We start from the raw sequence: 12,699 nt of genomic DNA, 5'->3' as shown, positions 1-12,699 counted from the left end.
TAAATAAAATATTAAGCACTCGTAAAGCCTTCTTCAGACAACACTTCAGCAACAGTAAAAAAAGACCCCAGTACTAAAATTAAATCTTTTCTCGTCGCGTGATCTAGGGCGGCGGCAACTCCATCTTTTACTGTCGAAAACGACTCCCCTGCTAGACCCAAGGCCTTGAGGGCCTTTTTTAAATCATCGCTGGTCGCTGCCCTCGGGATATCTTGTAAACCACAAACCATCCAATAATCAACCGCTTTCGACAAGGTTCCCATTATTTGCAAATAATCCTTGTCATTCATTACCGCAAAAACAGCGATGACTTTTCCTACTGCCAACGACTCTAGTTTATTCGCCAGGTATTTCGCCGCTGCAGGATTATGTGCAACGTCGAGGGCAAAATTTCGCCCTTTAATTTGCCGCTGTTGAAATCGACCCATTAACGAAAGAGACGATAAACTTTTTGCGATCGTTGCATATTCTACGTTCCCACCTAACAATACGAAAGCTTGAAGAGCAGCAGCCACGCTAGGCAACGGTAGTTGAGGTAGAGGCAAATTTTTTAAGACTATGAATTGATCTTTATCTATTTCAGCTGAACGCTCGCTAAGGTTTTGCCCTTTCCATGTCCAAGTATCTGAATTAATAACCCAATCCAGGTTTTTATTTTTTATGAATAAGTTTGCGCCGACTGCTTTGGCGTGAGTCAAAATCGATTTGGGTATATCCTCATCGACAACAATTGCTGGTTTACGGGGCCGAAAAATCCCTGCTTTTTCAAAACCAATAAGCTCTCGGGTGCTTCCTAGCCAATCTTGATGATCGAGATCAATAGATGTTATGGCTGTGATATCAGCGTCGAAAATATTGACCGCATCCAGTCGACCTCCTAAACCAACCTCTAAGACAATATGTTTAACTTTTTCTTTAAGGAACACCAAGACTGCAGCCAATGCTCCGAATTCAAAATATGTAAGCGATGTATCTTGTCGCGCTTCATTTATTTCTTGAAATGCATCAACAATAATGCGGTCCGACGCATCTTTTCCATTTACTCTAATACGTTCGTTATAGTGAAGAAAATGAGGAGAGGTAAATCCACCAACAGTTTCACCTGAATCTATTAACAAGCTTTCCAGCGTCCTTACAAAAGAACCTTTACCATTCGTACCCGCCACCGTTGTAATAGAACAATTATTCGCAGCGATCTGTTCGCTAAGTTGGAGCCTATCCGCAACCTTTTGAATCCGACTCAAACCAAGTTCAATATTCTTCGGATGGAGGGTTTCTAACCAGGCTAGCCAATCTCCGAGGGTTTCATGATTGTGATTGACCACGCTACCTTCCATTCACATCGCACTTAATTAAGTTATTTATCCATCGCGGAGCGGATTGGCGCCACCAAATTTTCAACGGCACGAGAAATTTCATCAGAATCTCTTTCCGCGTTTTTCCCCATAGCATCGACCAGCAAACTGCCGACTACTGCACCATCGGCAAACTCTGTGACTGCCCTCGCGGTTTCACCATCTTTAATGCCAAACCCCACACATATCGGTAAGGAAGAAACGCTACGGATTTCGTCAAGTTTTTTCTTAACTGCATTCACATCTAAATGCGCTGCGCCAGTTACACCCTTGAAAGAAACGTAATACAAAAAACCGCTCGCGCAGGCGACAATTTTTTTGGCCCGCTCTAGAGTAGTGGTTGGTGCTAACAAGTAAACGCTGTCGATTTCTGACCCGTTTAAGGCTTCTTGCAACTCTGAAGATTCTTCCGGTGGTAGATCAACGCAAATTAACCCATCGACACCCGCCTTCGCTGCCGCCGCAACAAAGGTATCAACACCCATCCTTTCGATGGGGTTTTGATAGCCCATCAGTACAATCGGCGTTTCCTTGTCGCTTTCTCGAAATGTAGCAACTAAATCGATGGTCTTTTTTAAACTCATCTTATTTTTTAACGCACGCTCATGCCCCGATTGTATCGTCGGCCCATCGGCCATTGGATCAGAAAATGGGACACCTAGCTCAATAATATTAGCGCCACCTTTCACCATCGCATGCATTGTTTTCAACGTTGCTTCAGCCGAAGGATCTCCGCTAACCACATAGGTCACGAGAGCTTTGCTGTTTTCTTTTTTTAAATTTTCAAAACATTGAGTGAGTCGACTCATTAAATATTTTCTCTACGTTTAATTCGTTTACTAATAAATTAAGAAATTTTCACACCATCGATATTGGCAACCGTGAGAAGATCCTTGTCTCCTCTACCCGACAAATTAACGATGATAATTTTGTCTTTATCCATTGTTGGCGCGAGCTTTTTAACATAAGCCATAGCATGACTTGATTCTAGCGCGGGAATAATGCCTTCTACCCGAGTGGTATTTCTAAATGCTTCCAGCGCTTCGTCATCATTAATAGCCACGTAATTAACCCTCTCCATGTCTTTCAACCAAGAATGTTCTGGGCCTACGCCTGGATAATCCAAACCAGCGGAAATTGAATGGGTTTCAATGATCTGACCATTTTCATCTTCCATCAGATAGGTACGATTACCATGCAGTACTCCGGGGATACCGACGGTTAAAGGAGCTGCATGTTTACCCGTGTCGACGCCAAGTCCGCCCGCTTCAACACCATACATAACTACAGACTCGTCTTCTAAAAATGGATAAAACAATCCGATCGCATTTGAGCCACCGCCGACACATGCAACAAGCGCATCAGGCAATCGACCCGTTTGATCGAAACATTGCTGCTTTGCTTCTCTGCCAATTACGGCCTGAAAATCTCGAACTATTTGGGGATATGGATGAGGCCCGGCGACCGTGCCGATTATATAAAATGTATCGTCAACATTAGTCACCCAATCACGCATCGCTTCGTTCATAGAATCTTTTAAGGTTTGCGATCCCGATGTTACCGGAATAACTTCTGCGCCTAATAATTTCATTCGATAAACGTTTTGTGCTTGACGCTTAACATCCTCTGCGCCCATGTAAACATGACACTCCAAACCTAAGCGTGCCGCAATCGTTGCGGTCGCCACACCATGTTGGCCAGCGCCGGTTTCTGCGATAACCCGTTTTTTTCCGGTATGCTTCGCTAACAATGCCTGACCAATTGTATTGTTTACTTTGTGCGCGCCTGTGTGGTTCAGATCTTCACGTTTTAAATAAACTTGGGCACCCCCAAATTGCTCGGTTAAACGTTTTGCGAAATAAAGAGGCGAAGGCCGGCCCACGTAGTGAGACAAATCACTATCAATTTCAGCTTGAAATTCCGGATCATTTTTAAGTCGCTCATATAAGGCAGTTAAATTATCAAGCGCCTCGATTAACGTTTCAGAAACAAAGCGGCCACCAAATTTTCCAAAATGGCCATCCGTATCCGGCAAACGTCTATAAATACTTTTCTCTTTTGTCATCGATTCCTCAGAATAAGATTAATTTCAATTAACACAAATCTAAATATTTTAGCGGTGCGCCATGCTTACAACTCAGATTTTCGAACATTTGCGACAAACGATTCTATTTTTCGAATATCTTTTTGACCCGGGGACGACTCAACGCCACTGCTTACATCAACTGCGAATGGTTGAGTTTGCTCGATTGCAGACAAAACATTGTCTGGATTCAGACCGCCTGCCAATACCCATTTCGACGCGCTTGTAGGCGCGGCGCTATTTTTAGCACTGGTTAACTCCGGGGGAATACAAGCCCAATCAAACAATTCGCCGGTGCCACCTTCGCCTTTACTGCTATCGACATCTAACAAAATTCCGGAACTTTGTTGATAAATTTTAGATGATTCCAAAATTGAGTTTTGAACAGACTCAATCGACTCCACATCAGATTTCATCGCGACTTTTATCGCTTTTAAATACGGCCGGTTAAATTGCTCACAATAGCTTGGTGTTTCTTTGCCATGGAATTGCAAAATATGCAAAGGTACTTCTTTTAAAATATTGTCGACGAATTGTTTTTCTCGATTAACAAACAAACCCACAATCGAAACAAATGGTCCCACTGCTCTAGCAATTTCCACCGCAAGTTTTATGTCTACATTTCTTGGACTAGCTTCGTGAAACACTAAGCCAATAGCATCAACACCTAGGTCCGCTGTCGCTTTCGCCACATCAATAGACGTTAATCCGCAAATTTTAATTTGGGTGGGTGCTTTCATGAAAATGTATCGCTAAATTTCTCTCGAAAAACGTAAATAACATCCGCATATCGAAGGTCGCGGGAATACCAGTGGTCGAGACGAGAGCAGGAATTGGTGATATTGCTAAGGCAGCGGATTTTAACAGAATCTGGCGTCAATTGCTGCACAACTGTGCATATGTTTAACTGATCCAATCAAGTTCGGCAGGTAGAAAATAAGGGCCCGGATCATTATTTGGCAAACCGAACTCATGATCGTATTCCACTTCCGTCAAATACAGTCCATGAGGAGGGCCGGTTACTCCTGCCTTGGTGCGGTCCCGAGCGTCCAATACCCACTCAACCCAATTCGGCGGCTTATCACCGGCGCCGACGGCGAATAGAACACCGATGATATTGCGTATCATGTGATGAAGGAACGCATTTGCCCTTACCTCCATAACAGCAATGTCCCCCGATCGTGCGAATTTAATGTGATGGATCGTGCGAACCGGATTACGTGCCTGGCATTGAGCAGAGCGAAACGAACTAAAATCTTTCTCACCTAATAAACTGTTTGAGGCAGCGATAATTTTTGAAAAATCTAAGGGCCTCTTCTGCCAGGTAATTTGATCAGAAAGTAAGGCTGGCCGAGTAGGATGATTAAATATCAAATAACGATAGGTGCGCGCCTTAGCACTAAACCGCGCATGAAAGTTCGGTGTTACCTGCTTCGCCCATTTGATACTGACACCCCTATCAAGACGCGCATTGGCGCCTAGAGTCCACGCCTTATCCGGCCGACTAGCAAGAGTATCGAAATGTATAATTTGCGAGGTTGCATGTACGCCTGCGTCTGTTCGGCCAGCGCAAACAAGCTTAATCGGCTCATCGGCAATACTGCTCAAGGCCTCTTCCAAGCTAGATTGAATCGTTTTCACCTTGGATTTTTGTGCTTGAAAACCGTGGAAACCCGCCCCGTTATATTCAAGGCTTAAACACATTCTCCGCATTCCTTCGGGAAATTCCATCCCAGGTTTTAGCTCACAGTTTCTCGTATACATTTATTCGTTCACTTTACTTCATTTTATCAACGCATTAATTTGCCAGAACTGCTCAAAACCCTCTGTAGCATCCCCCAATCTATATGTAAGACAGCATCCAGCGAGGGCAGAATTGGAACACATTAAAAACAAAAAAGCCCTGTGGTCTACACAAGGCTTTTGATTGGATGGCTACTGAGCTTTACCAGTAAAGCTGCTGTTCACCAGAAAAATTCAGGCTAAACCACCGAAATTTAATCGAAACTAAATTTAACCAATTTTACCCAGCAACTCCGCCGCCTCTTTTTTCTGCTCTTCGTTGCCTTCGGCATTGACTTCATCAAGTATATCTTTAGCGCCTTCACTGTCGCCCATATCGATATATGCGCGGGCGAGATCTAGTTTAGTCGCAACTTCATCTGTGTCCGCTAAGAAATCTAGCTCACTGTTTAAGTCATCTCCTAAACCACCATCTTGCCCCAACTCCACTTCATCGTTTTCCATCAGCGTAGAATCAATATCCAGATCCACTTCATCTGATGTTGATGCACTAGAATCTAGCTCCAGTGACGTATCGTTCGCGCCTTCGTTAATACTTTCCGAAATACTATCAAGATCTAAAGAACCCAAGTCTTCCTTAACTTCCGCTGCCGCTTCTGAAACAAGGGGAGCAACCGGGATCTCTTCATCATCGAGGTCGTCCAGATCGCCTACCAAAGCATTCATCTCGGCATCAAGAGCAGCGAGATCGACATCGCTGTCCATGTCCATGTCGAACTCATCATCCGAGTCTGCACCCGCTGTCGAAGCCGTTTCCAATGTTTCTGGCTTAGTCGCTTCTGGCGTGATTGCGGCGGCACTAAATTCTAAATCTGACAATATGTCATCAGACGAAACTTCTTCTTGCTCCGCAACACTTGTATCTTCCAAAGATATATTGAGATCATCTTCGTCGAGATCAAGGTTCAGTTCTGTATCACCCCCATCTCCCAAATCGAGATCGAGACTCAATTCCATATCGTCATCTACACTCTCGGTTTCTTCACCACCTAGATCCAGCTCGGTATCGAGGCCTGACTCAAGATCAAGACTAAAACCATCGCCATCTTCAGATAGCTCATCATCGAGAGAAGCAAAATCGGCGCTAACTTGCTCAGACTCACCACTTAACAAACTGTCTTCATCAGAATCCAGATCTAAATCGAAATCCAGACTGCTATCGACCTCTGAACTGCTTTCTGTCGCGGTGTCACCATCGTCGTCAAGATCGAAGGAGAGATCACCTAGATCATCATCGCCAGGTTCTGTGCTGGGCGCGCTTGCTACGGACGTCTCCGGATCACCAAGACCAAAATTATCATCGCCTAAGTCTAGAGATTCACTCGCTCCGCCTTCTTCGGTATTACCGGCGAACGCAGCAACACCTGGAATTAACGCGCGAAGTTCTGCCGCCCTGTCGTTCGCTGCGCTGTCTTCAAACGATAATAACTGCGCATATTCACGATCAAATTTTTCGATGTCTTTCGTTTCTGAATACACTTCTAACAATTTGCCGCGAGCCGCAATGTTGTTGGGTTCAGAAATAATCGCTTTTTGCAGCAGCTCTTCCGCTTGGTCATATTTCCCATAAGCAATATAGATATCTGCTTCACCAACAGCATCGCCCGTTTCTGCTTCCGTAGGCGCAGGTGCTTCAACTTCTTCTGTCGGCTCTTCTAACTCATCGCCAATATCAAAGTTATCGTCGAGGCTCACATCTTCTTCTAGCTCTTCATAAGTCGATTGCTCACCAGTGTTTTCAGACTCATCGTAAAAATCGTCCTCATCAAAATCATCAAACTCTGCCATTTGCGCCTGTGTTCGACGATGCATAACAAAAGCGACGCCAGCAAGAATTATGATTGCCAGACCAGCAACGATGTACCACATGTAGCCCATTAAGGTGTCTACAATCGATGGCTGCGGATTCACCGCAGCGGGGGCAGTTATTGGTGCAGTTACTGGTTCACTAACTGGGTCTTCTGTAACTGTGTTGCCCCCAGCGATAGTGCCCACTACGCCAGAGGCATCTTCTGTCAAGTTAGTATCGACTTCTGCCGTTAGCTCAGACTGACTCTCGATACCTTGTTCAACTTGCTCCGAATCAGTATCAGTCAATTCATTTGACGCCGCTTCACCCATTTCTATCGCGAGCTCCAAGGTGCGCATTTCTTCATTGCTCACTTCAATCAAACGGTCCAAGGTGTCGATTTGCTCTTCAAGATCGGCGATACGATCATTCAGCTCGGTATTCTCCCGACGAACGCTATCAAGCTCTTCCAGGGAAATCGCCAATTCATTTTCTAAAGCTTCGGTATTTGCTGAGGTATCACCAGCGCCACTGCGACCAGATGAACTCGTTTGGCTACCTGGAGCAGCTAGACTCAATTGGCCTCTCGGCTCCTGATCAATGTCCGATGCAACACTACGGGTGCTAGAACCTTCTAGCTCTGCCGCAGAAGATGAGCCTTGACCACTTCTCCATTGATTATTTTGGAATTTAACTTCATCAATAGCGGCGACTTGATCGAGTACCTGTATTTCGTTCTGGGTGGGAACGCGCAGAACTTGCCCGCGTTTTAGTAAATTAATATTTCCGTTGATGAAGGCGTCGGGGTTTAATCGCTGTATAGCCAACATCGTTTGCTGTACCGATGATCCACGGTTAGGACGCACTTCAAGTGCGATTTCCCACAGGGTATCACCCTCATTCACAGAATAATCTTGCGACCCGCTTGCACCGGTACTAACCGTTCTTACTGGGTCTGGCGCTCGAACTGGCGCTGGAGCGGGTTGAGGTTGGCTAGACTGCTGCGGCGCTGGTTCTGCAACTTGAGGTCGAGGAGCTGGCGCAGGCTGAGACACAACAGGAGCTGGTGCTGGCCGTGTGACAGGTGCAGGTCTAACTGGTTGCTGAGGCTGAGCTTGAACTGTCGGAGCTGGTGCTGGTTGCGCTTGAGTCGTAGGCGCTTGAACCGGCTGTGCAGGTCTTTCAGAGAAAACGGGTAAATCGGGTAACACTGTATATTCGCGCAACAAACGCCCACTTGGCCATCTTGCTTCAATTAGAAAATTGACAAAGGGCTCTCGCACTGGCAATTCAGATGTGACTTTGACGGAAGGACCATTCGCTCCATTGATGCGAATCTCAAACTTCAAATCCTGCAGAAAGAATGGACGCTCAACCCCGGCCCGCTCGAAGTCTTCAGCAGAAGCCAATTCAATCAATATGTCTTCGGCCACCAGACCCCTAACTTGCAGCAGCTTAATGTCAGCGTCTAGCGGTTGGTTTAGCGAAGAATTAAGCTTTATCTCGCCTAAACCCAAACCAAAAGCCCAGCTGGCAAAAAATGCCCCAAGGAATCCAGTTAAAATCGTTAACTTGCGAAGATGCATGGGATGATCCTTTCGTTGTCTCCCCGTCCCCGGGGTTTGCCGCCAATGTCGTCTGAGGAATCTCTGGCCTAAATTAAAAAATCTAATAATGTTGAAATATTGCTTTGCCCGATCTTATTTATCAGTTCTGGACTCGATAATGCAGAGCAATCAAAAGCGTTTTAAGTATCCACTAACGCCTTCACTCATATGATTTTGATTTGCCAATAAAAATAAAGATTTCAACTGGTAAACAAATCAACACTAATAATGGCTAGTTTCACCGCTAACATCACTGTTTGTTCGGCTAAACGGCATTGTTTCCAGACTCAAAACAAAAATTGGTTATTAAAAAGCCACCAAAGGCGGCTGTAGTCGGTTAATGCACTCAATGAAAAACGCGATAACCTCGAATATCTCTCCAATAATTGCTCTAAGTATTCATTATAAATAGCTTTTTATCAATATTTCTGCAATATCCATCGCACTGATTGCGATCCCTTTCCGCAGGTTATCGGTGACACACCACATATTAACCTTGCGATCGTTATCACTCGCCACTCGGACTCGACCTACATTGATGAAATCTCGCGCTAGCTTTCGGTATGCTGGGCTTGGTTCCGTTTTTCCGGCTTTAGCTATTTTAACATCCGGGATTTTCGACAAAATAGTAGTCACTTCGGCTGCAGATACAGGGTGCTCGAACCTAAGAGTAAGCACCTCTGACTGAGCATAGAACACTGGCACTTGGATACAAGTAACATCGAGGGGGAAAGCTCCATCACCCATCAGGTCTTTAACTTGCGTGCTGATCAACACTTCTTCCGCGCTACTGCCAGATTCAAGAATTGGTGACGTTTGCGCTAACACGTTAAATGCCATTTGATCGCTAAAAGGCCCATGTTCAACTTTTAAGCCGTTCAACATTTTTCCAGTTTGGCTCGCCAGCGCTTCTACACCCGCTTTACCGGCACTAGAAACTGGTCGCAAGCTCACCATTTCAGCTTCTGTTAGCGCGTGCTTCCGCCCCAGCTCCATAGCTATGGTGGACAACACTAGAGCACTTGGGTGGGCGCAACGAATCCAAGCGCCGCCGTCGAGGTCTTTTAGCAGATTTGGATTTACTTTCGCGGCGACGGTGATCGAATTATCGATGGTATTTTGATTCCTGCAATCGATGCAAAATACCTTTGAATTCGCAGCATCAACTGCCGTTTTTAGGGCGCTGACGGTCTCTTCTTGTTCGCCTGTAATAAAAATAATATCAATACTAGCAATGTCCAATCCTTCTAAGGCTTTCATCTCTAGTGTTGTAGAGCCAAGCGCTGCGGGCTCATCATCGTAAGGATTGGCTGACAACGTACAAATATTCGCGGCGGCAAATTGCCTTTCAGATAACACCTCTAACAATGAGTCAGCAATGGGATTGCCAACCCCAAGTAAGGCCAATTTAATATTCTTCATGAATGTTCATTTCTTAGGCGGTTAATTAAAAAACGCCTGAACGTATTTCGCTCAAGCGTTTTATTCGGATAGTTCTTGTTGGCAGTGAATCACCTACAAGAAAATTATGTTTATTGCTGCCGGATAATATTTAGCATACGTCTCAATGGCTCTGCGGCACCCCATAACAGCTGATCGCCAACGGTAAACGCGGACAAATACTCCGCACCCATATTCATTTTTCGCAGGCGACCCACCGGAATACTCATTGTACCGGTCACAGCCGTAGGTGTGAGCTCCTTAAGAGTCTGCTCTTTATGGTTAGGAATCACTTTAACCCACTCATTGCCCCGCGCGATGATGTCTTCAATTTCATCCATTGCCACATCTCGCTTTAACTTAAGGGTAAGAGCTTGGCTGTGGCAGCGCATCGCCCCGACACGGACGCAAATCCCATCGACCGGAATCGTGCTTTGTGTACCTAAAATCTTGTTTGCCTCAGCCTGAGCCTTCCACTCCTCTTTGCTTTGACCACTTTCCAACTCTTTGTCGATATAAGGCAAGACGCTACCGGCCAATGTCGCGATAGTATGCTCAATGGGCATACTGTCACTACGCATGATGTCAGCGACTTGTTTATCAATTCGTAAAATAGCGCTCGCGGGGTCTTTTAGCTCGGTTTCAACACCTTGATGGATGGCGCCCATTTGGCTTATCAACTCACGCATCGCCTGTGCCCCCGACCCACTGGCGGCTTGGTAAGTCATAGCGCTTGTCCATTCAACTAAATTTTCCCTAAACAAACCGCACAAGCCCATCAACATCAAACTCACCGTACAATTTCCGCCGATGAAATCTTTAACACCGTTTTTAAGGCCGTGCTCAATTACATTTAGATTAACCGGATCTAGAACGATAATTGAGTCACTCGCCATTCTTAATGTAGATGCAGCATCTATCCAATAACCCTTCCAGCCGGATTTGCGAAGTTCTGGATATACTTCTTGGGTGTATTCCCCACCTTGACAGGAAACAATGGCTTCCATTTCTGAAAGGTCATCAATTGACTTAGCGTCCTTTAAAGTAGGAATCTCTTTTCCAATAGCTGGACCGGTTCCGCCAACATTAGATGTAGTGAAAAATGTCGGATCAATCCCATCGAAATCAGACTCTGCGTTCATCCGCTCCATCAAAACAGAACCCACCATACCGCGCCAACCTACAAACCCTACTCTCATGACATTAAAACTCGCTCTAATCTAAAAAAAACCTGAAAAATAACCTTACTCAGCTATGTTGTTTAGCTTCAAATCAAACAAACCTCAGAAGCACACGCTAACCCTATAAAGCCTCAACAACGGCATCTCCCATAGTCGAAGTAGATACTTCGCTCATACCTTTGGAGTGTATATCAGCAGTCCGCAAACCAGCATCCAACACTTTACCAACCGCGAGTTCTATTCGCTCTGCCGAGGCAGGCATCGCCAAAGAGTACCGGAGCATCATTGCTGCAGATAAGATTGTTGCTAACGGATTGGCTATACCTTTGCCAGCTATATCAGGAGCGGAACCATGGCATGGCTCGTATAGACCTTTGCCATTCTTATCCAGTGAAGCAGAAGGCAACATTCCGATTGAACCGGTTAACATTGCCGCGGCATCGGACAAAATATCGCCGAACATATTCCCCGTGACGACCACATCAAATTGTTTCGGAGCGCGTACCAGTTGCATTGCGGCATTATCAACATACATATGCGAAAGCTCAACATCTGGGTAATCTTTCGCCAGATTAGTTAGCACTTCGCGCCAAAGTACCGTCGCTTCAAGCACATTCGCTTTATCAACAGAGCACAATCGCTTGTTTCTTTTTTGTGCGAGTTCAAACGCTACTCGTCCAATCCGATCAATTTCATGTTCAGCGTACTTATAGGTGTTGAAGCCCTCTCGCTCGCCATTTTCCAGCGTACGAATACCCCTCGGTTGCCCAAAATAAATGCCACCTGTTAACTCTCTGACTATCATGATGTCCAAACCTGCAACAATTTCAGGCTTTAAGGATGAAGCATCCGCTAACTGAGGGTACAAAATCGCGGGTCGTAAATTCGCGAATAATGACAATCCTGACCTAAGCTGTAATAAACCCTGCTCAGGCCTGATTGATCGTTCGATCGTGTCCCACTTGGGGCCACCAACCGCCCCCATCAAAATCGAGTCCGCAGACTGGGCTTTTTCAAGTGTTTCCCTCGGCAATGGCTCGCCAAAAGCGTCAACCCCGCACCCTCCCAACAACGCAGTTTCAAACTGAAGGCCGAGATCTTCTTTTGCATTAACGCATTCTAGGACTTTTACCGCTTCGGCGATAATTTCGGGACCAATACCATCACCTGGCAATACTAAAACTTTTTTACTCACTTGATTCTCTCTGTCCACCGATTACTAAAAGCGCGGGATTATAGACCGAATGAATATCGGTCTCTATGGAAATCAATTGTTTCACTTAGGTATTAGCGAGATTTTGACCTATTTAAATCCCTGAATAGGCGCTTCGAGCGCTCACTAACTTTCTGATTCTACTTTCCTTTACACACAAGTGTGATTTCGTTCACTCCGTTTAATTGGTTAAAGTCTATGCTATTGACGTTTGCAAATGAGTGTTTC

Annotated in this window: 9 protein-coding genes; all 9 read right to left on the bottom strand. The window is 45.4% G+C overall.

Going from position 1 to position 12,699, the window contains the following annotated elements:
- Positions 1–11: 11 nt before the first annotated feature.
- The 9 genes from folC to leuB all read right to left on the bottom strand — a co-directional run bounded on the left by folC (position 12) and on the right by leuB (position 12,453).
- On the bottom strand, positions 12–1,337 hold the full coding sequence (gene folC, locus ACYUCY_RS16875) for a bifunctional tetrahydrofolate synthase/dihydrofolate synthase (protein WP_460227701.1): 1,326 nt from the start codon (positions 1,335–1,337) through the stop codon (positions 12–14).
- Between the two features lie 20 nt (positions 1,338–1,357).
- Positions 1,358–2,164, bottom strand: coding sequence for a tryptophan synthase subunit alpha (gene trpA / locus ACYUCY_RS16870; protein WP_460227700.1), 807 nt, complete (start codon positions 2,162–2,164; stop codon positions 1,358–1,360).
- A 38-nt stretch (positions 2,165–2,202) separates the two neighbouring features.
- Complete coding sequence (gene trpB, locus ACYUCY_RS16865; protein WP_460227699.1) at positions 2,203–3,420, bottom strand: tryptophan synthase subunit beta; 1,218 nt, start codon at positions 3,418–3,420, stop codon at positions 2,203–2,205.
- A 65-nt stretch (positions 3,421–3,485) separates the two neighbouring features.
- Positions 3,486–4,178 (bottom strand): phosphoribosylanthranilate isomerase, encoded by a 693-nt coding sequence (locus ACYUCY_RS16860; RefSeq protein WP_460227698.1) that lies wholly within the window; start codon positions 4,176–4,178, stop codon positions 3,486–3,488.
- A 163-nt stretch (positions 4,179–4,341) separates the two neighbouring features.
- Positions 4,342–5,202, bottom strand: coding sequence for a tRNA pseudouridine(38-40) synthase TruA (gene truA, locus ACYUCY_RS16855; RefSeq protein ID WP_460227697.1), 861 nt, complete (start codon positions 5,200–5,202; stop codon positions 4,342–4,344).
- A 249-nt stretch (positions 5,203–5,451) separates the two neighbouring features.
- Positions 5,452–8,616, bottom strand: coding sequence for a FimV/HubP family polar landmark protein (locus ACYUCY_RS16850; RefSeq protein WP_460227696.1), 3,165 nt, complete (start codon positions 8,614–8,616; stop codon positions 5,452–5,454).
- A gap of 423 nt (positions 8,617–9,039) precedes the next feature.
- A complete protein-coding gene (locus tag ACYUCY_RS16845; RefSeq protein WP_460227695.1) occupies positions 9,040–10,059 on the bottom strand; it encodes an Asd/ArgC dimerization domain-containing protein in 1,020 nt (339 codons plus the stop codon).
- A gap of 110 nt (positions 10,060–10,169) precedes the next feature.
- Entirely contained in the window at positions 10,170–11,276 is a 1,107-nt protein-coding gene (gene asd / locus ACYUCY_RS16840) for an aspartate-semialdehyde dehydrogenase (RefSeq protein ID WP_460227694.1), read from the bottom strand.
- Positions 11,277–11,379: 103 nt separating this feature from the next.
- Positions 11,380–12,453, bottom strand: a complete 1,074-nt coding sequence (leuB, locus tag ACYUCY_RS16835; RefSeq protein ID WP_460227693.1) for a 3-isopropylmalate dehydrogenase — start codon at positions 12,451–12,453, stop codon at positions 11,380–11,382.
- Between the last annotated feature and the right edge of the window lie 246 nt (positions 12,454–12,699).

Source organism: Aurantivibrio infirmus (genome assembly GCF_054767315.1).
The sequence above is the reverse complement of the archived record's forward strand: the minus strand, read 5'-3'. Positions and strand labels throughout refer to the sequence as shown.

What these genes read in the sequence shown, in the direction of transcription:
- trpB (WP_460227699.1), bottom strand. Translation starts at nt 3,420, where the DNA reads ATGACAAAAGAGAAAAGTATTTATAGACGTTTGCCGGATACGGATGGC.
- ACYUCY_RS16845 (WP_460227695.1), bottom strand. Translation starts at nt 10,059, where the DNA reads ATGAAGAATATTAAATTGGCCTTACTTGGGGTTGGCAATCCCATTGCT.
- ACYUCY_RS16860 (WP_460227698.1), bottom strand. Translation starts at nt 4,178, where the DNA reads ATGAAAGCACCCACCCAAATTAAAATTTGCGGATTAACGTCTATTGAT.
- truA (WP_460227697.1), bottom strand. Translation starts at nt 5,202, where the DNA reads ATGTATACGAGAAACTGTGAGCTAAAACCTGGGATGGAATTTCCCGAA.
- ACYUCY_RS16850 (WP_460227696.1), bottom strand. Translation starts at nt 8,616, where the DNA reads ATGCATCTTCGCAAGTTAACGATTTTAACTGGATTCCTTGGGGCATTT.
- folC (WP_460227701.1), bottom strand. Translation starts at nt 1,337, where the DNA reads ATGGAAGGTAGCGTGGTCAATCACAATCATGAAACCCTCGGAGATTGG.
- asd (WP_460227694.1), bottom strand. Translation starts at nt 11,276, where the DNA reads ATGAGAGTAGGGTTTGTAGGTTGGCGCGGTATGGTGGGTTCTGTTTTG.
- trpA (WP_460227700.1), bottom strand. Translation starts at nt 2,164, where the DNA reads ATGAGTCGACTCACTCAATGTTTTGAAAATTTAAAAAAAGAAAACAGC.